This is a genomic window from Leptothoe sp. EHU-05/26/07-4 (assembly GCF_043421015.1).
Taxonomy (GTDB): domain Bacteria; phylum Cyanobacteriota; class Cyanobacteriia; order Phormidesmidales; family Phormidesmidaceae; genus Leptothoe; species Leptothoe turfae.
Window position 1 is genome coordinate 1061985 of record NZ_JAXSQV010000003.1, and the last position, 20308, is coordinate 1082292.

Here is a 20308-nt window from a genome sequence, read left to right on the forward strand (position 1 = left end):
TACCTAGCTGATGCCATTAACATCCTCTGATGCACGATGGACAGGTGCCCAATGCAACTCTCGCATCATTTGAGAAAAGATGCGATATTCCTCCAATGAGGCTGTTTCTGGATTACTGGCCTGGGCACCATCCTGCTGAACTTGCACCAAGTTGTACTGCACGTCGCTGCCGCAGATAGCTAAGGTGACCCCGTATATCTCCAAAAAGTTAATGATCCACTGACACTCTTCCCGAGGAAATTGCTCGTAATAACGAATTAGATCAGCAATTCGAGCATCCAAATATGGATGGGAACTGGGAGAAATCAACAGCAGCTTCAGCAGCACGATTGCCAACGTCAGGGGGCGACCATTCGTTAATAACAAACTAAAAAGAGATGACGGAGTTTCTTCGTCCTCCGTCATCAGGTAGTCAATCACTCGATTGCTTGTCAGCAAGGCCAGGGAAGCATCCAACGGCTGGTGATTAAACTTGACGTACAAGCCATTTAGCTTTTTTTGCAAACGGGTTTCAAGGGTCACTACAAAGTCAGTTTTAATGGCAGAAAAGAGCAGGTATTCAACCAGACTATTTTTGTAGCTGCCGTAGGTTAGCCCTTGGGTTTGCTGCTGGAAAATTCGAGCCAAGTTGCGGTGGCTAAACATGCCACGCTTGGCAACAAGGGCTCTAATCACCCGTAAAGCACTGTCTCCCAGCATAGTCGGATTAACTCGACGCTCTCGTTGAGCAGTGGCTTTTGGAAAATGTGCTGTATACATGGCCAAATCAAACTTGAACTTGTCCCTCAGTCGCTGAGATAAAGCTCTGGCCGCTTCCCGCTGTTCTAATGGGTTACTGGTGTCTATATACTGGGGGGCCAGTAAATAGGCCGTATAACGCCTCGACCAATGGGGAGCCTCATTACTAAACCGGTTTTGAACAAAAAGCTTAAGGTCTTTAAAGTCTTCACTATCAACGAAGGACTGTAACCAATGCCGCAACCGCTTGATGGTGGGTGAAAGGGATACCTTACGAATTGTCGGGTCAGTAAACAGTTGAATAAGGCTTCGAATAGCCCCATACTCGCGGGCTACTTCCCAATTATTAATTAAGATGTAGCAGGAACGCTTAAGCGTGTTGTGGAATTCCTGCTTATTATTCGAAAATAGAATGGAATACAACGCAGGAGCAGTATTTGTACTTACCGTTTCCTGATGTTGCAGAAATAGGCCCCTAAATTCTTCGAGCACATCAGTTGAAGGCCAATCTTTAACAATTTCTAGCAGGAAGTCATAAATTGTCTGCTGGGCCTGCTGAACGTCTTGATTTCGACGTCTTGGATTAAACGAATCAGAAACTCTATCAACAACCATGTAAGTTACTGGTATACAGGGCAACTCATGCCATTAGCATTCACGGCTAACTAGATAGATAGTGTAAGAAGCAAAAAGATGTATTCGAATATTCAATTTTTAACAAGAAATTACCCAAACTGGGAAGTATAGTTGCGCCGAATTTTCCTCCGTAACACCACTGACTCATGAATATCTAACACTCAATCTAGAGAATGAAACTCTCTGCATAAGCGGCTTATCGATGTCTAGATACTATCATGCCAGGATCTAGGCACAATCTATGCTGCATTCCGTACAAACTTACAGACGCATTATAGGTCAGCAGCAATTTGGCGTTACTTAAAAAAGACTTAAGAAAGACTTTTAAAATGGGGGCGGAGGGACTTGAACCCTCACGACCGTTTAAGGTCAGCGGATTTTCACCCTCCCACAGCTTTCGCTGCTGCCACGCTCAGCGGGCTTTGAGGATTGGACCCTCCCTTTACCCTCGACTTGACGTTAGGGTAGCTCCCGTCGGGCCTCTGCACCTTCCGCTTGAAGAACGGCAATAGCCATTGCTATCAAACGGCTTGGCTCAGGATTGCCATATCTCCTCAACCATAACCCTGGGGTATCTGATTGAGGCTGACTTAGGTTTCCCTGAGTTTGAGAGCTTCCACTTAGCAGATTTCTCCACTAAGGCTCAGTTTTCTAAGTCCGCAGCGTCTACCATTCCGCCACGCCCCCTTAGTTGAGTTATTGCTAACGGCAGGTTGGGGAGCGACCCTTCGCTAACCGGTTAACCAAAACTCCTGTTTAATTCCAACACCAAGTGGTACTCTGTGCAACCCCCTGAACGCTATGATGACTAACGACGTGGGCAAAAACCTTAAGGGCTATGGATAACCTCGATATTTCACTTTTGATTACGTTGGCTGTATATGCTGGTTTGGCAGGTCTTTATTTGCTAGTGGTTCCTGGCATTCTGCTTTTTTATCTAAAGCAGCGTTGGAATGTGGCGTCATCCATTGAGCGCTTGCTGATTTATTCACTGGTGTTTGTATTTTTTCCAGGCATGTTGTTGCTATCGCCCTTTCTCAACTTTAGACCCCAACGTCGTGAGATTTAGCTATGCGCCGTATTGATGTAATTGGCGTCGGGCTGGGAATTTTTGTCGCTGGTGGCGGTCTATACTTGGCCCTTTCAATGACTGGCCTAGATGGGCTTTCGGCAGGCATATGGAGTCAGGTTATTTTCACTGGCGGGCTTTTAGGCTGGGTATTTACTTACCTGACACGGGTGTTTTCTAAAAAGATGACTTACAATCAGCAGCTCAAAGATTATGAAGATGCTGTTTTGCAAAAACGCCTGGACGAGATGTCTGAAGAGGAGCTAGCTCAGCTGCAGGCAGAACTGGACGCCGAGAAAAAATCCCAGTCATCCTCCTAAATTTTTACTTACCACATTGATCACCGCAAATAACACAGGTTCAGATAGATAAATGATGGGTAAATCGGTTTCAGCTCAATTTCAGACATTGCGTGACCACAAAGACTGCGCGCTTATTCCATTTATTACGGCTGGCGACCCCGATTTAGCTACCACTGCAGAAGCTCTCCGGGCATTGGATCGAGCGGGTGCAGACTTAATTGAACTGGGTGTTCCCTATTCCGATCCGTTGGCTGATGGTCCGGTGATCCAGGCGGCAGCTACTCGCGCGTTGGAGCGGGGCGTCACTTTAGATGCGGTTTTAAGCTTAGTTGCCGAGGTATCACCGGACTTATCAGCGCCAATTGTACTGTTCACCTATTACAATCCTATTCTCAACCGAGGCATTGAACAATTTTTGCAGGATATTTATCAGGCTGGTGCCCGCGGTCTTGTGGTGCCTGATTTACCCCTTGAAGAAATGGACGTCCTGCTGAAACCCGCTAAGGAAATTGGCATTGAAGTTACGTTGCTAGTGGCACCGACGACGCCTAAAGAAAGAATTGTTGCGATCGCACAACAGTGTCAAGGCTTTATTTATCTAGTTAGCGTTACCGGTGTAACCGGCATGCGTCAACAAATTGGTAACCGCGTTCATAATTTATTGCAAGAGCTCCGAACGGTTACTGATAAGCCTGTAGGGGTTGGGTTTGGCGTTTCGTCCCCCGAGCAGGCAGCCCAACTCAAAACATGGGGTGCAGATGGCGTAATTGTTGGCAGTGCTTTTGTCAAGAGATTAGCTGCCAATGGCTCAGGTGATGGTGTTTCAGAAGTTGAGAGCTTCTGTCAACAACTAAGGACGGCTTTGAAATAAGGACTTCGTTAACAATCACAACCCAAGCCGTTCAGATACTAAATTGTTGAACTATCTGTAAAAAAGAATAGACGTAGCAATTGAAGTGTCCAACATTGTTGAACAATGTTGGACACTTCAATTTTTTTTGATCTAACTTAGGGAATTATGCAAACAGCAACAGGCTATCGTTAACGTTTGCTGACAAATGTTGAGCAATGTAACCTTCAATAATTCTTCATGTTAGTTCAACTGATCTTCAATGAAGGGTCACACTTCTCTTAAATCAGGACATGGGAGCGGCGATCCCCATGAATTTGCTAGGTAAAGTCGCTAAAACTTAGATATTTTCTTAGTGTCGTTATCAAAATTTCCTGATTTGGTAATCCTCAGTATAAGCTCCTAAATTTTGTCTGTCGCTGTGAGGTATTGCACTCAGCCAAACCAGAGTGTCATAATCCTTGACCAAAGAGAGGAATAACCGTATAAATACGGCAAACTTCTTTGATTTGTAAATTGTTTAGGTGTTGCAGTAAGTGGTTTTTCCTAGCTCTTTAACCATCTTCTGGTTAGAGTTTTTACTGATAAATTTTGATTCGGTCACGTTGTGTTTGTGACGATACGCAAGTTTGGTCATAAGCAATTGCGAATCATTGCTTCGAGTTGATTGTAGATCAAAAGCAATGTTTAGCCGTTTGCCTTGTTGTTGGTGCCTGTGAGGGGTCATGAGAGTTTTGAAAAGCCGTCCTAAAGGTGTCATTCGACACCTGTTTAAAGCTGTAAGTTTTTTTTTAGTGGGTGTTCTGCTGAGCACTTTGCTGGTTTATTTACATACCCCTGTGATGCCCGTAGGTGCGCAGGTTCAAGTTACCAACACTGCGTCTGGTGCTTTCGACGATCCGACAAACCCTAATCGACCTAGGGTGAGAGCACCAAGTAACCCAACAACAATTGGTACTCCCCCAGTTGAAAATCAACTGCTGAGAATAACAAAAACAGCTGATAAGTCAGCGGCTGAACCTGGTGACATTGTCATTTATCGGCTTTTGGTGGAGAACATAAGTGCGGTAGCAGCGACTCCATTAACTGTCATGGATAATCTGCCGCGAGGCCTAGAGTACATCGACGACTCTGTTAACAGCGCCCCAATACCACCTAATTTGACAAATTTTGAAGTCGCAGGTAGGCAGCTCAACTTTCAGTTTGACTCTTTGCCTGCCAACTCCTTGCTTGAGATTCTGTATGCTGTCACCTTGACGCCTGATTCTGTACGTGGTTCTGGTGTCAACGTAGCCACTGCTTCAGCGCCTGGTTTCCCCACGGCTCAGGCTGAGTTTAGCTTAACCATTCGCCCCGGTATCTTGTCTGACTGCGGCACCATTATTGGTCGGGTCTTTGTAGATAAGAACTTTGATGGTGAACAACAGTCAGGCGAGGCGGGTGTACCCAATGCGGTCATCTACCTTGATGATGGTAACCGCATCATTGCTGACCCAGATGGTCTCTTCTCCATGGCCAATGTGGTTTCTGGTAATCGTGTAGGTGTGCTTGACCTCAGCAGTTTGCCAGGCTACACCTTGGCCCCCAACCTCTACCGCCTAGAAAATAACAGTCAGTCTAGACTGGTTCGCTTAGAGCCAGGTGGTCTGGCACGTATGAACTTTGCAGTAACACCGACCTTCGGGGAGGGCCAGAACTAATGATGATGCGTTTGTTATCCAACTCAATTTGTCTAGGACTGCTCACTACCCTGACGGGTGTGGTGGCTCTACTGCAACCAGCTCAAGCGGCTCAAGAAACAACAAATTCTGCGTCAATTGTTGAGTCAGATATTCTCGTGGCACCTGTTAATGTGCCTGAGCTATTGACCCAGGCGAGCGATGATTTGCCTAGCGATTTGCTGGACTCGAATACGCTACCCGTGGAAGAAGATCCTGGTGAAGCTGAAGGATTTATCGATGGCACGATTATTCGTCAGGTGCCCAGTGGGTTGCCACCGCTGATTCAGGATGAACTGGGTGATGAGTTGACCCTGGAGATTTTTCCAACGGGTGATGCGTTTATCCCTGCTGATGGTCGCTCAACCATGGGGTTGCAGGGAAATATTTTGGATGAGTCTGGGCGACCTGTGCGTGAAGATGTGGTAGTCACGCTGACATCTTCAGCAGGTACATTTATTGGGGCTGACTACGATATTGATCGCAGTGGTTTTCAAGTACTGGCTCGCCAGGGAGAATTTGAGGTTGAACTCCGTTCAGCCCTTGATGCCCAGCCTGTAACCATTCGGGCCAGTGTACAAGCTCGTGAAGCTCTGGGTCTGATGGGTGATGATGCAACCGCGCAACAACCCGCCGCTGACGTTGATGGTTATACCCAGGTCAATTTCACAACACCCTATCGCCCATCCTTGGTGGCTGGTGTTGTCGACTTTCGATTTGGCCCTGGAGCGACTGATTTCTGGGGTCGCTATGCCGACTTCCTCGATCCGGGTGATATCGGAGATTATGACGCTGACCTTGATGCGGGTATTTTTGCCACAGGCACCATTGGTAGCTGGTTGTTGACAGCAGCGTTTAATAGTGAGCGAGCCTTAAACGAGCGTTGTAACGACAATCGTCTTTACCGGGACGTGCAAAATTGTGAACAAACTTACCCCACTTATGGAGATAGTTCAACCACCGACTTTTTAACACCATCCATTGATAGTTTCTATGTTCGGTTTGAACGAGATTCTCAGATCGTCGGCTATGAGCCTGACTTCCTTATGTGGGGGGATTACGATACGGCAGAATTCTCTCGTTTCTCTCAAGAATTCTCGGCGTTAAATCGTCAACTCCATGGTTTTAAGGGGAACTACACCTTTAACAATGGTTTGCAGCTCACTGCACTGTATGCCAACAATTTACGAGCGCTACAGCGTGACACGATTGTGCCTGACGGCACCAGTGGTTACTATTTCTTGTCTCGTCGTTTGGTGTTGGCCGGTAGTGAGGATCTCTTTTTTGAGATAGAGGAACTCAACCGTCCAGGAACAGTGATTGAACGAGTGCGACTAGCGCGCGGTGTCGATTACACCATTGACTATGACCGAGGGGCAATTCTGTTTAACAGCCCTGTGTCTGCCGTTGACGCTAACCCGTTTGGCCCGGCTCTAGTGCGTCGCATTGTGGCCACATATCAGATAGACGGTGACGATGATGATGGCGATTTGTTTGGTGGGCGGCTGCAGTATAACTTTGACACCAGTCTCGAGTCTCCTAGCTGGGTTGGTGCGTCGGCCATCTTTGAGGACCAGGGTGCTCAAGACTTTAGTTTAATCGGTGTAGATGCGTTGCTACAGCTGGGTGATGCTGGCCAGTTGGTGGCTGAGCTTGCCCACTCTTCATTGGATAATCCAACGGTTGATGAAGATGGAACAGCGATTCGGGTAGAGGCCACGGGACGGATTACGCCTGATTTGGCGGGTACCGCCTACTTTAGGGATGCTGACAGTGGCTTTCGGAATACGGCAACCACGAGTTTTAGGGCTGGTCAAACCCGCTGGGGCGGTCAGCTGGGCTATAACGTTAGTCGTAACACTCAGCTGCAATTACAGTTTGATCGTGAGCGCAACCGGGGTAACGAAGATCTGATTCCCACTACTCTGGACCAGCTGATCAATCCGGGCTTAGTGCGGACTGATGGAGCAACGGTGAACAATTCCATCACCACAGTGCGGGCAGGTGTCCAACAACAGTTTGGGTCGATAACGGGGAATTTGGATTGGGTTTATCGAGATCGCAACGATCGGATCACCGGCGATGATATCGAGTCAAACCAAATTTCTGCCGGGTTGACCTGGCCCCTGGCTGAGAAATTATCCTTCCGGGCCCAGACAGACATCGCTTTAAGTGATGAAGATGATGCCTATCCAGGCCAGACGGTGGTCGGCCTGGATTGGGATGTACTGCCAGAGGTGACCCTAAGATTTGCCCAACGGTTCTTCCACGATGATGATGTCACGCCCGATGCCCTGACTACTGTTGATGCTCTTGTTAACTACGATCTAACGGACAACACGCTTCTGACTGGTCGTTACTCCATTTTGGGTGCCAATAATGGCATGAGCGGCCAGGGAGCTCTCGGTCTGAACCATAGAATTAATCTCAGCCCTGGTTTACATGTAGACTTGGGCTTCCAGCGGATCTTTGGTGATAGTCTTTCGTCCATTACTGGCGGTAACCGGGTGCTACAGCCCTATGCCGTGGGTCAATCAGCGGCTTCCCTGGGTCTGGTTAGCGGCACAACCTATACGCTAGGGCTGGAATATACGGATAGTTCTGACTTCCAGGCTAGCGCTCGGTTTGAGCATCGTGATTCGGATGATGGTGATAACACTGTCATCACCGCCTCAGCTGCGGGTAAACTCTCAGACGCTTTGACCACCCTGGCCCGCATTGAGCATGCTAACTTTGCTAACCAGACCATTACCGATCGTCTGAATAGTTCCACCAGTGCTCGATTAGGTCTGGCGTATCGTAATCCTCAAAGCGATAAATTCAACGCGTTGTTGAGTTATGAATATGCCATTAACCCATCCAGTACTCCCAACTCTCTTTTAGTGGGTGCAGGTTCAGACTCTATTCAGGAGCATACCTTGGCCATGGAAGGCATTTATGCTCCGAGCTGGCGTTGGGAGTTCTACGGTAAATATGCCCTACGAGCCACCAATGCCGACTTAGACTCCTTAGGCGTGACGTCGTCTAATGCGATTCATCTGGGTCAATTGAGAGCCACCCACCGGTTTGCCTACCGTTGGGATATTACCGGTGAAGTTCGTTACATCACTCAGCCCGAGACCAACTATGACGAAGTCGGTATGGCAATTGAAGCGGGCTATTACCTGACCCCAGAGCTGCGTTTGGGAGTGGGGTATAGCTTTGGTAGCGTCAATGATCGCTCCTTGGGAGGCAGTGGTTTCCGCTCCGATGATGGCCCCTACCTTGGCGTCACCTTCAAGGTCAATGAACTGTGGGATCAGTTTGGTCTCCAGCAGGTAGCGCCCCAACAACAGGAAGAGTCGCTAATGGAGGCAGACGGTTCACCCACAGCAGAACCGGTGAGTGTTGTTCCGGCTTCAGCCACCGCCGCTGACGATAACGACGTTAATAATGTTGATGCAGCCAATGCGGCTGAGGGTACACAGACAACTGCTGGGGGTGAGGAGTAATGAAATTAACCATGTATCTATCTAAGCTAGTTGGGACAGCTGCACTGGCAGCCACGGTGCCATTAGTGGCTCAGGCAGTGGCTATCCAAACGGTCAGTGCCCAAGAGATTACGCCTTACTCTGTGATTGTGAACTCGTCTGGTGACGGTGACATTCGTCCTGATGACGCGCTGACATTGCGAGAAGCCATTTCTGTGGTGAATGGAACTCTGCCGGTTGATGCGCTGAGTGCTGCTGAGCGTGCTCGAGTGACCCCTGCTGCCAGCCCATCCATCAACTTTAGTTTGGCGGATGATCCAACTATCGAGCTGGTGGAGCCCCTGCCTCCAATTATGGCTGCTGGCACATTGGTCGATGGTGCTAGCCAGCCAGGTTACGGGCCTCTGTCTACCACCGATACAATGGTTACCCCGGTGCCTACACCAGTGGTCGCTTTAACCCCAGCGGCGGGGGCCGAAGTGTTGCGAGGGTTGACGATTACGGCTGATGCGGTGACCGTGAGAGGCTTAAGTCTCTATGGATTTTCTTCTAAACATCGGTCTACGCAGACAACACCACCGGCAGATATCTTAATCACCCACTTGGTTCCCCCTGTGGATGCTGGGCTGCCTGATCCCCCTGGTTGGCGGACTTTGCTGCCCAATGAAGATTCAGATGCCCCCGTTGGTGTGGTGATTGAAGACAACTGGTTAGGGATGTCGCCGTCTGGTGAAATGCCCCCTGTGGAGCAGATGTCGGCCCTCGGTGTAGTTGTTTTTAATGGTCTTGATACGGTCATTCAGCGTAACCGGATTGAATTCCATGAAGGTAGCGGCATTCTCACGGCTGCCCAGGCCATGGGCATGGATGTGACCGAAAATACCATGCGGACCAATGGTGTTGCAGGGATTCCCGATGGTATTCGTCTTGATGGCAATATTGATGGGGCCCAGATCCACGGTAATCTCATCTGCGGCACCGATGGTAGCGGTGTATTTATGTTCAAGCCAGAGGGCTCCGCACGGATCTATGGCAACGATATTCGGTTTAATGGTCGGCGCTTTAGGCGGGCGGCCATTTATTTGATGGGTAACGGCCATGAGGTGACTGAAAATGTGATTCAGCATCAGCCGGGACCGGGCGTTGCGATCGCATCTTACCCCCGCAGTGAAGGCAACATTATTCGGAACAACACATTCGCGGCTTTAGATGGCCTCAGTGTAGACCTGGGCCATAACGACAACAGCGGCATCCAAGATTTTCAGCGTAAAGACGGCCCCAACCCACCGCGTAATTCGTCAATGCGCCGTCGGGATACCGCCAATGCCGCCATCAATGCCCCTGAGTTTGACGATTATGTCTTTCCGAGCAGCGGTGGATCGGCAACCCTTAGCGGTGTGGCCGATCCAGGCACTGCCATTGACATTTATAAGGTTGTCGACCGTCAAGGATACTATGGAGCGTTAAACGAATACGTTACCACCGTGTCTGCAGATGAAACCGGCAGTTTCAGCGTTGATGTCAATGCCCCTGAGGGAACGTTGTTGAGTGCCATTGCCACGGATGATGTGTACGGTACATCTGAGCCCTCAGCCATTACGGCCGTTGGCACATTGGAGGATGGCCCCACAACACCGGCCATGCCCAGCTGTGAAATTGCTCAAGATCCGCCAGAGCCAGAACCAGAGCTTCCTCCGGAACCCTTGGTCTTGCGCATTCCCCGCAATATTCACTTTGCTCTTGATAAATCAGATATCTCCCCGGCATCTGCGGTCATTATGGATGAGATTATTGCTGTTTTAGAAGAGTATCCATTCATTACCGTTGAACTGCAGGGGCATACCGATCCACGAGCCAGCAACGCTTATAACCAGGCCTTGGGTGAACGCCGAGCTTTGGCCGCCAGAAATTATCTGCTACAGCGAGGCATTGCCGCTGAACGGATGCGCATTCGCTCCTTTGGAGAAACACAACGGGTATCGAGTGGCAGCGGACGCATTGACTATGCCCGCGATCGCCGCACCGAGTTTATCTTTACAGATACTCGTGGTCTCGACATTATCTACGAAAATTTGGAAACAGATTTGCAGTTTGAATAAGGCCTTCTTTGACTTGTCAACTTTTCAGTATCGTCAGTATTAGTAGAGAATCTAACCGTGAAATTTTGTCATAACAACTCAAAGAAAAAGTGCTGTCAAGGTCTTTCTCAAGCTGGTATCCGGCATCTTGGGACAGCCTGGAATAGGGGTATTGATCGTGCTCTCGCCTGGAGCTTACCCCTAGTTTGCCTTTTATCTATTGCGCCTACGGCACAAGCACAGGTAGCTACTGCCCTAGATTGGGGTACTGGCGCTGCAGGGGAAGCTGTTGACTTTCCCGTGGGTAGCAATCAAAACACCTATACAGATGTTGGAGGAAGTGGTGTAGATGTGCGCGTCACGGTTGGCGGCGATGTTGGCAACAATGGCAATGCTAATCTCAACCTTACCGACTCCGCATTTGTTAGCCCTGCCCCCCCCGACGAGGCCCTCCTCGTTAACCTTTTAGGCGATGCTGGTGATGAAGCCACCATCACCGTTGAATTCTTTTTAACCGGCACCACCACCCCTGTTGATGTTACTCTGGCTTCTTTTCCCATTTATGATCTAGATATTCTTATCAACAACGGTACGGTATCTTGGCAGGATGAAGTTGTTGTCTCTGCTTCCTCAGGAGGGGTGCCTGTAGCTGGTATTACGGCGGGTGGTGAGACTGACCCCGTAGGAATATTTAATCAGGAGGTAGTTGCAGGTAATTCAGTCATTATTACGGGGGTTGCACCGGGTGATGATCCTAATAATCCTACCCAGAACGCCAATTCGCCGAGAACCCCCGCTGCTGTTAATCCTCAAACCTCAAATAATTTTTCAAATGGTACTGCTACAGTAAATGTTCCTGCTGCTGCTGACACCATTTCACTGGTATTCCGCAATGGCCCGGGGAGTAATGACCTTGCTCCCCATGCGATCGCCATCGGTGACATTGCCTTTACGGCTCCTCCTCTTGTTGCAGAACAACCTGCCATTGGTGTATCGAAACGAGTGGTTTCAACAACAACTCAGGCCGATGGTGACTTTGAAGTGGTGTACGAAACCACGGTGGAGAACCTGGGTAACGTCACATTGAACAATGTTCAGCTCACCGAAGACCTGGATGACACCTACGGAGAAGGCGCTTTCTCCATTATCGGTGCACCCGTATTTACAGCCCGGGGCTTAGCCAATGAGGTGCAACTGACGCCCAATGCTAACTTTGATGCCGATGAACCCAACGGCATCCCTGGGGATACCAGCATCCTGGCAGCAGCCCAAACGCTTCAGGTCGGTGAAAACTCCACCTTCCGATTCACCGTGGAAGTGGAAAGTGACCTGGTCAACACACCAGGAACATTTACTAACCAAATTGAGGCAATCGGTACATCTCCCAACGGGACTAATGTTGATGATGCGTCGGATGACGGATTGGAAACCGATGCAGACGGAGACGGTAACGGGAATGAGCCGGGTGAAAACGATCCAACCCCGGTGCAGTTACCACCGCCAGAGACCCCGGCCATTGGTGTATCCAAGCGAGTGGTATCTGCTATCACCCAGGCCGATGGTGACTTTGAAGTGGTGTACGAAACCACGGTGGAGAACCTGGGTAATGTCACATTGAACAATGTTCAGCTCACTGAAGACCTGGATGACACCTACGGAGAAGGCGCTTTCTCCATTATTGGTGCACCCGTATTTACAGCCCGGGGCTTAGCCAATGAGGTGCAACTGACGCCCAATGCTAACTTTGATGCCGATGAACCCAATGGCACCCCTGGGGATACCAGCATTCTGGCAGCGGCTCAAACGCTTCAGGTCGGTGAAAACTCCACCTTCCGATTCACCGTGGAAGTGGAAAGTGACCTGGTCAACACACCAGGAACGTTTACTAACCAAATTGAGGCAATCGGCACATCCCCCAACGGGACTAATGTGGACGACGATTCGGACGACGGGCTGGAAACCGATGCAGACGGAGACGGTAACGGGAATGAACCGGGTGAAAACGATCCAACCCCGGTACAGTTACCACCGCCAGAGACCCCGGCCATTGGTGTATCCAAGCGAGTGGTATCTGCTATCACCCAGGCCGATGGTGACTTTGAAGTGGTGTACGAAACCACGGTGGAGAACCTGGGTAACGTCACATTGAACAATGTTCAGCTCACTGAAGACCTGGATGACACCTACGGAGAAGGCGCTTTCTCCATTATCGGTGCACCCGTATTTACAGCCCGGGGCTTGGCCAATGAGGTGCAACTGACGCCCAATGCTAACTTTGATGCCGATGAACCCAATGGCACCCCTGGGGATACCAGCATTCTGGCAGCGGCTCAAACACTTCAGGTCGGTGAAAACTCCACCTTTCAATTCACCGTGGAAGTGGAAAGTGACCTGATCACCACGCCAGATACCTTTGTCAATCAAATCGAGGCGGTGGGTACATCCCCCAACGGGACTAATGTTAATGATGTATCGGATGATGGCGTTGATACTGATGCTAATCCAAATGATGGGAACCCAGGTGGAGGCCCGAATGAAAATGACCCCACCCCCGTCGTCTTGCCACCTAGACCCGTTATTGGTGTGGCCAAACAGGTCGTATCGACCGTTCCTGAACCATCAGGTACATTTGGCACTAATACAGCCCGGGTAACCTACAACATTGTGGTTGCCAATATCGGTACTGTTCCCCTTGAGCAGGTTCAATTAGATGAGGACTTCAACCCTGTTTACGGTGCTGGTACGTTCCAGGTAGTCAGTGTAACCTTTGTCAACGGAGCGACTACGGTGGTTGCCGATCCTAATTTCGATGGCATCGCTGGCGGCAACACGACTCTGCTAGCGGATGCTGCAGGTACGCCTACTGGAACCCTCGCAATTGGTGCCACTAGTACCTTCCAGCTAGTGGTGGATGTGGATGTTAGCAATCCAAACCTTACACCTGCTTTGCCGGGTCCCTATGATAATCAGGTGAGTGCTACGGCAACAGACGCCAATGGTAATACAACCAGCGATCTATCCGACAGTGGTACGGATGTTGATCCGGATGGTGACGGTGAACCAAATGAAGATAATGGTTCACCAGCGGATCCAGATAATCCTGCCGATGATGGCAATGAAAACACCCCAACACGGGTGCGGTTTGCTCCTGATATACGCCTTGTGAAGCGCATCACTCGCGTTACTCGCAATGGTAACGAAGTGGCTATTCCTGGTATTGGCGGATTCAATGATCAAGCTGGTGACTCTAATGACAACACCCTGGCTGCATTATCGGGCAGCAGCTTACCTTTGGGATTAGCGAATATCTCTCAATCGTTACAGTCTGGTGATGTTGTTGAGTACACTGTTTACTTCTTCAATGCCGGACTGGGTACCGCTGAAAATGTAGAGTTGTGTGATGAGTTGCAACCACCGAGCGTTCTGCAACCACCGAGTTTGGGGCTGGCGCAGCCAACACCGCTTGCCATCGGTGGAACAACCCTAAACTTCTCTAATATTGGGCCCTTATCAGCACGGGCTCCCCTATCTCCCCTAGAGCCTTCCTGTCTCTCTGCACCTGGAACCTTTCCATCTGGTGTCCCCGCTGGTGGTCTCGGTGTCGGTGCCGGTGGTGGCGTAGTTGTTGGGGGTCCTAACTCTGGTCTCAATGTTGATACGGGTGAAGTAGGAGCCTTCAGTTTCGAAATTCAACTTCCCTAGGATAGGGAGATTAGCTTCTGTATATCTGATAAGAGCTCTAGTGTGGGTAAAACCTAACTAGAGCTCTTTGATATTGAGTATTTATCAGGAGGAATCTCAAGTTAGATGGTAGTAAAAGTTGCATAGTTGTGGGATACCGTTGTTTATCACGGGACATAATTTTGCGCCAATGGCTTTTAGATTTGACTCAAAATTGACGTTGGTTCCCCATGGCGGTTTGTGTAATCGGATGAGAGCCATTGACTCTGCATTAAGGTTGAGCCGCAGACTGCACAAGCAGCTGACTGTGATCTGGCTTGAGAATACGTCTCAGTTACGATGTCCCTTTAATAAGCTATTTCAGCCGATTCCCCAGCTTCATCTCATCTCGCCACAGCTGACATCAATTTATATAAATCCTCAATCTATTCAAATCTCTAGTCCGTTAAAAAGAACACTCCTATCTTTCTCTGCCCAGGTATTTCAAACAGTCAACTTTCAAAAAATCATTGATAACGATGAAGCTATTAAGCTGATTAAAACTGATCAGCTGGCAACGTTGGCTAATTATCAAAGTTTGATGATTATGACTGATCGCAGTTTTGATTCGGCAAATACCTACGATGTGTTTAAACCAATTCCAACCCTAGAAAGTGCCATTCAAAGACGTATGGCTGCGTTTGGGAGACACACTGTTGGATTGCATATCCGTCGAGGCGATCATGACAAGGCTATTCGACATAGTCCGCTGGACCTGTTTATAAATGCCATCACTCAAGAAATCAACAAAAATGCAGATAGTAACTTTTATCTGGCATCGGATTCACTACAGATAAAGCATAGACTTTTAGACCAGTTCGGAGATCGCATTATCACCCAATTAGCCCCCACCGATCGCAACAGCGAACAAGGCATGCAAGACGCTGTCATCGACTTATATGCCTTATCACGAACACGAAAAATATATGGTTCTTATTGGAGTTCCTATTCAAGGGTTGCTGCCAATATTTCGAATATAGAGCTGGTTGTTCTTAATGCCCTGACCACCTAACCCATTGTTTTAATCCTTATGGTTTTCTGGAAACGCCATCGCCTGTTAATTTGTGGTTTTTATGGTCATCACAATTTAGGGGATGAGGCCATGTTGGTAGGCATGTTGTGTTTACTTAAACGTTGTCTGGGGCCGGACTATCTGCATCGGGTCACGGTTTATTCTAATGATCCGGATGATACTGCTAAACAACATGGTGTTGCTACGTTACGGAATCAGTTTTCCCGTCGTCGTCGTGAACAGTGGATCAAGTGGGCTGAACACACCCTGGCGTTATGGCAACATGATTTTTTCATACTAGGGGGAGGTGATTTATTGCGAGATTCCCCTGATCGGGAGGTGGCTACCGTTTGGTTAGGGCCGCTACAACGCGCGATGGCTTTGGGCTGTCAAACTATTGTTCTGGGTATTAGTGTAGGAGAGGTTTGGAAAACTCAGACGCAAGAGGCCATTGTGAAAACCTTAAATCAGGTGACCCTGATTGCTGTGCGCGATCAACAGTCTCAGAAGCAACTGCAACAGATGGGGGTCATTCGTCCTATTCATGTGATCAGTGATTTAGCCCTTCAGATAACATCAACACAATCACTGTCTAGGTCTCAAACAGCATTATCTCAATCGGCTTCTAATGGTTCAGCTCTCAACATAGGTATTTCCATTCGGTCTTTGGTGGGGCGCTCATCAGAGCTTGATGCTGATGTTGAGCAAAGCTTTTATCGAGAAATGGCCAAGATCATCGATTATTTGATTGGCACTCAAGGGGCAACGGTTTCGCTACTACCTTTTCAAACCCATACGCCCAGCGATAGAGCCCAGCGTCGTCCTCAAGATAATGATGAAGATGCGATCGCAACCGTATTAACTCAATGTCAACAACGACAGCAGGTTAACGTTTACGAAGCGTTTGATTCGGTGGAACAAGCGATCAATACATTACAGTCATTTGACTTAGTCATTGGCACTCGGCTTCATTCACTTATATTAGCCGCAGGCTTGGGGATTCCCATATTGGCCGCCGTTTACGATAAAAAAGTTTCTGGGTTTATGACAGAAATTGACCAACAGCTCAATAGTATTGCCGTGCAGCAGTTTACCCTGGAAAGGGTCAAACCCCGTCTCGAAAAGCTGCTGACTCACCAACCGGAAAATCGCCTTAAGCTCGTCAAGGCAGTTGAGGATTATCGTCAAACGATGGAACCTGTTGCAGACAAGTTATGCCAACTTTTAGGTAGCTGACGATGGTGATGAGTCATTCTTCTAGCAGCGAATCGCCCATATTTATTGTGGGCATGCCCCGTTCTGGAACAACGCTCCTGACTAGTATGCTGTCGACCCATCCCAGGATTGCGATCGCCCCAGAAACTCATTATCTTTGCTACTGGATGCGGCAATATAAAAACCTCAAGCTATCTTCTGACCAAGATTTCGACATTTTTTGGCAAACCTTAAGTCATAGTCAGCGATTTTCCTATTTTGGGATTGATGCAAACAAAACACGGGAGAGAATTTTAGCCAAAGGTTCTCCTTCACATCAGCATATTTTTGCAGGCTGGCTAGAGGAGTATGCCAACGCCATTAACAAACCTCGTTGGGGTGAAAAAACTCCGCTGCACTATCAACACCTACATCAACTGTTCACTTGGTTCCCCAATGCTCAAGCTATTTGGATGTTGAGAGATCCAAGAGCTGTTGCAGCCTCTTTGAGTAAGGTGCCCTGGGCCAGTAATTATATCCACATTCATGCTGAGCAGTGGCATGAGAGCCTGCGCAATTTTGAACGGAATTGGCAACGAGATTCCCGCGTCATGCTCTTACGATATGAAAAACTTATACAACAGCCTGAACAATCTCTCACAACGCTATGTCAGTTTCTAGGTGAAACATATGCACTTGAGATGTTAACCGCCCGTTCCGAAGTCAATCATCCTCTGATCAATCGCCAGGGATGGGCTGTTCAGCATTTACAATCTGTGCTAGAACCCATATCTACTAACGCTATTCATAAATGGCAACGTGAGCTTGCTAACCATCAAATTGAGATTATCGACGTATTAACGTTTCCTAATGCTGCCAATTATGGCTACCTTGCCAGTGCATCAACATTCGAAGCCTATGCTCGTTTTATTCTCACTTTAGAAAAGCTGAGGGTAAAACTTGATCGAAAACTGGTGTATTGGCGCACAAAAGTAGCGCAGCAGCCCATACAGACGGGGAAATATATCGGTGCTGCCCCTGAATAATTTCTGTCAAAAATTACGGTTCAACCAAAATATCAGCGTTTTGCAAAGCTTAGCTTCAATAATCGCACTCATACAGGCTTAAAGCTCTTCTACAAGCTAAAAGCTTAAGAGTCAACTTATTTTGTCAGTTCTTTATGCTTTGCTTCAGTTAACAAAAAAATCAGGTTCATATTCGTTATCTGTATCCAGTTTTCTAGACTTGTACTGTTGAATGTCCTACTATTAGAACCAGTAATTTTACCCCCAAACCACAGATTTCACCCTGCAATCGTGGTTTAACTCGAATGTTCCCTCTTAAAAGTCAGTTACGCATCTATCTTGATCTGCTTCGTTCGTCATCATCTCAGGCATCTAAACAATTCATTATTTTTGGCAGAGGTCGATCGGGTAGCACTGCCCTGGTCAGCCTCCTCAATTGTTTGCCTGATGTTTGCTGTGACGGTGAAATCTTAGCTCAACCCGTACTTTGGCCCCAACTATACCTTAAAGCCAAAGCTGCAAGTGCACAGGCATCTGTCTACGGTTGTAAGGTGCTAAGCTATCAACTGCGAAATATACATAGCATTCAACAGGGATCACACTTTCTGTATGAATTAAGTCAAGCAGGATTTCATATTCTTTACTTGAGACGAGAAAACTTGCTAGACCATGCTATTTCTAACATCCGCGCTCGGAACTTTGGCTTTCATAAAAGTCGGTTAGTTCAAGGTTTCCAAAAAAATAAAATCCACGTCAACCCAGTGACAGTCGTTGATTGGATAGAAAAAAGTCAACAGCTATGGCAGTACGAGTTGTCCTTATTGCGAGATATTCCTTATTTGGAATTGACCTACGAAAAAAATCTAGCTAATGAGAGTCAGCATCAATTCACCATTGATACCATCTGTCAGCATCTGGGGATTCAATCTAGAGCTGCGGTGAGTCAATATCAAAAGGTGTCGCCACAGACTCTACAGGCATCTGTAGAAAACTATGATGAATTAATTAGCTATCTTAGAGCAACTCCCTACCATCACTATCTTGAGCCTTGTTCAGTCCTTTCTACCGTTTAGTGACAGGGCTCATTCGCTAGCATAATTACATCTGTTGTAATTCCATTGCTGACCAGAGGCGTTCGAGCTTATGACCACTATGCGCCAATCAAGCGCCTTGCCTGTAGGTACGGAACATCGCACTCTCTTTCTTGTACAGGTAAAACCCTATCCGTTAAGTGGTGGGGTTTCTTTGCGTAATTGGCAAAATATTAACCTTTTAGCTCAACGAGGGCCAATCGCTATTTTTTCCCTTTATAAGGGCAGTGCTGATGCAGGCTCATTACCATTGACTGCTGTTTGGCAGCATTACGATCTATCGGCACCATCACGTTCTATTTGGGAAAAGTTGCAGCGTCGCCTCTGGCGGTTTCGACCCACCGGTCATGGGCGTAGTGATTGGTTATACACCCAGGATGCTGCTAATCAACTGCGTCAGAGAATTACTAGTTTTAAACCAACTCTCATTATCGTTGAGGAGATTTGGTTATACCGCTACCTGCCTATTTTGCAACAAGTTGGATGTCCTTTAATTCTCGATAATCATAATGTTGAGGGTGACGATCGCCGCTACCAGGGGAGCGACGCTATAACTCCTACGATATTGGCTCAAGTAAAACACATCGAAGCAAGATTTATTCGAGCAGTTGATCAAGTTTGGATGTGTAGTCACGAGGATGTACGTCACTTACATCAGCTATATCCGATGGAAGAGAAGAAGGCCTATGTTATCCCTAATGGTGTTAATCCTGACTACTATAAAGCTGTACAGTCAAACACTATATTGTCCGACAAGGCTAAAACGTTGCTCTATCTTGGGCGTTTCTCGTATCAACCGAATGCTGAGGCCGCATCTATTTTGCTCAACCAGATCTATCCCTTGCTGAAAAAAACCGTTGGCAATTGTCAGCTTCTATTGGTGGGATGTGATCCGACCGAAGCTATGCTGAAAGCGGCCCAAGCCGATGCAAATATTATTGTCACAGGTCAAGTGGATGATGTTCGCCCCTACTTAGCGAGAGCAGCGGTTATGGTCGTTCCCTTACAAAAAGGGAGTGGTACCCGGCTCAAGCTTTTAGAGGCGTTTGCTGCTAAATGCCCTGTTATTAGTACAACAAAGGGAGCTGAAGGCCTGGAGGTAGAAGATGAGAAACATTTACTCTTAAGAGAGTCCCCCGCTACTATTGTGGAAGCAGTTCGGCGACTATGGCAGGATCCTCGCAAGGTTCAAGCATTGACAGAAGCAGCCCATAGCTATTTTCTAAAACGTTACACTTGGACTGCTGTCGGTCAAAAGATTCAGAACTCTTTGACACAGCTTTCCAGATAAAAAATTGCGATTGCTAATTTAGGGGATGAACTGGTCTAGAGGCCTTGCTATTTGAAGGTATCTCACAACTAAAGCCATCTCGAGGATCAGCAATGCCAAACAATTATCTATGCT

The 20308-nt window shown here is 47.9% G+C and carries 13 protein-coding genes; 12 read left to right on the plus strand and 1 reads right to left on the minus strand.

The annotated features are described in order from the left end of the window. Positions 1–3: 3 nt before the first annotated feature. Positions 4–1353, minus strand: coding sequence for a Sll1247 family protein (locus U2F10_RS12335; protein ID WP_163668789.1), 1350 nt, complete (start codon positions 1351–1353; stop codon positions 4–6). Positions 1354–2212: 859 nt separating this feature from the next. On the opposite strand from U2F10_RS12335, the gene ndhL reads away from it, so the two are divergent. The 12 genes from ndhL (at position 2213) to U2F10_RS12395 (ending at position 20194) form a co-directional block, all read left to right on the plus strand. Beyond that, entirely contained in the window at positions 2213–2443 is a 231-nt protein-coding gene (gene ndhL / locus U2F10_RS12340) for an NAD(P)H-quinone oxidoreductase subunit L (RefSeq protein WP_006514742.1), read from the plus strand. Positions 2444–2445: 2 nt separating this feature from the next. Next, positions 2446–2763, plus strand: a complete 318-nt coding sequence (locus U2F10_RS12345; RefSeq protein ID WP_499872262.1) for a DUF3007 family protein — start codon at positions 2446–2448, stop codon at positions 2761–2763. 55 nt (positions 2764–2818) lie between these two features. Continuing rightward, positions 2819–3616, plus strand: coding sequence for a tryptophan synthase subunit alpha (gene trpA, locus U2F10_RS12350; RefSeq protein ID WP_163668793.1), 798 nt, complete (start codon positions 2819–2821; stop codon positions 3614–3616). 704 nt (positions 3617–4320) lie between these two features. Further along, positions 4321–5295: a DUF11 domain-containing protein gene (locus U2F10_RS12355; RefSeq protein WP_163668795.1), complete on the plus strand. Its 975-nt coding sequence runs from the start codon at positions 4321–4323 to the stop codon at positions 5293–5295. Then, the gene (locus tag U2F10_RS12360; RefSeq protein WP_499872264.1) at positions 5295–8804 is read left to right on the plus strand and encodes a TonB-dependent receptor; all 3510 of its coding nucleotides are present in this window, start codon (positions 5295–5297) and stop codon (positions 8802–8804) included. Before U2F10_RS12355 ends, U2F10_RS12360 begins: the two co-directional genes overlap by 1 nt. Beyond that, positions 8804–10882: an OmpA family protein gene (locus U2F10_RS12365; protein WP_499872265.1), complete on the plus strand. Its 2079-nt coding sequence runs from the start codon at positions 8804–8806 to the stop codon at positions 10880–10882. Before U2F10_RS12360 ends, U2F10_RS12365 begins: the two co-directional genes overlap by 1 nt. A 57-nt stretch (positions 10883–10939) precedes the next feature. Continuing rightward, positions 10940–14563 carry a CLIPPER-2 domain-containing protein gene (locus tag U2F10_RS12370; RefSeq protein WP_499872266.1) on the plus strand — a complete coding sequence of 1208 codons (3624 nt, stop codon included), beginning with the start codon at positions 10940–10942 and terminating at the stop codon, positions 14561–14563. A gap of 169 nt (positions 14564–14732) precedes the next feature. After that, on the plus strand, positions 14733–15593 hold the full coding sequence (locus tag U2F10_RS12375) for an O-fucosyltransferase family protein (RefSeq protein WP_163664335.1): 861 nt from the start codon (positions 14733–14735) through the stop codon (positions 15591–15593). A gap of 18 nt (positions 15594–15611) precedes the next feature. Beyond that, positions 15612–16829: a polysaccharide pyruvyl transferase family protein gene (locus U2F10_RS12380; RefSeq protein WP_499872268.1), complete on the plus strand. Its 1218-nt coding sequence runs from the start codon at positions 15612–15614 to the stop codon at positions 16827–16829. Positions 16830–16831: 2 nt separating this feature from the next. Further along, positions 16832–17833 (plus strand): sulfotransferase family protein, encoded by a 1002-nt coding sequence (locus tag U2F10_RS12385; RefSeq protein ID WP_499866775.1) that lies wholly within the window; start codon positions 16832–16834, stop codon positions 17831–17833. Positions 17834–18117: 284 nt separating this feature from the next. Beyond that, a complete protein-coding gene (locus U2F10_RS12390) occupies positions 18118–18885 on the plus strand; it encodes a hypothetical protein (RefSeq protein WP_163699478.1) in 768 nt (255 codons plus the stop codon). A 79-nt stretch (positions 18886–18964) separates the two neighbouring features. Then, complete coding sequence (locus tag U2F10_RS12395) at positions 18965–20194, plus strand: glycosyltransferase family 4 protein (RefSeq protein WP_163699479.1); 1230 nt, start codon at positions 18965–18967, stop codon at positions 20192–20194. Positions 20195–20308 lie beyond the last annotated feature (114 nt).

Bases quoted from the DNA above. Each gene is read 5' to 3' on its own strand.
- U2F10_RS12375 (WP_163664335.1), top strand. From the start codon at position 14,733: ATGGCTTTTAGATTTGACTCAAAATTGACGTTGGTTCCCCATGGCGGT.
- U2F10_RS12355 (WP_163668795.1), top strand. From the start codon at position 4,321: ATGAGAGTTTTGAAAAGCCGTCCTAAAGGTGTCATTCGACACCTGTTT.
- ndhL (WP_006514742.1), top strand. From the start codon at position 2,213: ATGGATAACCTCGATATTTCACTTTTGATTACGTTGGCTGTATATGCT.
- U2F10_RS12395 (WP_163699479.1), top strand. From the start codon at position 18,965: ATGCGCCAATCAAGCGCCTTGCCTGTAGGTACGGAACATCGCACTCTC.
- U2F10_RS12380 (WP_499872268.1), top strand. From the start codon at position 15,612: ATGGTTTTCTGGAAACGCCATCGCCTGTTAATTTGTGGTTTTTATGGT.
- U2F10_RS12385 (WP_499866775.1), top strand. From the start codon at position 16,832: ATGGTGATGAGTCATTCTTCTAGCAGCGAATCGCCCATATTTATTGTG.
- U2F10_RS12390 (WP_163699478.1), top strand. From the start codon at position 18,118: ATGTTCCCTCTTAAAAGTCAGTTACGCATCTATCTTGATCTGCTTCGT.
- U2F10_RS12345 (WP_499872262.1), top strand. From the start codon at position 2,446: ATGCGCCGTATTGATGTAATTGGCGTCGGGCTGGGAATTTTTGTCGCT.
- U2F10_RS12335 (WP_163668789.1), bottom strand. From the start codon at position 1,353: ATGGTTGTTGATAGAGTTTCTGATTCGTTTAATCCAAGACGTCGAAAT.
- U2F10_RS12360 (WP_499872264.1), top strand. From the start codon at position 5,295: ATGATGATGCGTTTGTTATCCAACTCAATTTGTCTAGGACTGCTCACT.
- trpA (WP_163668793.1), top strand. From the start codon at position 2,819: ATGGGTAAATCGGTTTCAGCTCAATTTCAGACATTGCGTGACCACAAA.
- U2F10_RS12365 (WP_499872265.1), top strand. From the start codon at position 8,804: ATGAAATTAACCATGTATCTATCTAAGCTAGTTGGGACAGCTGCACTG.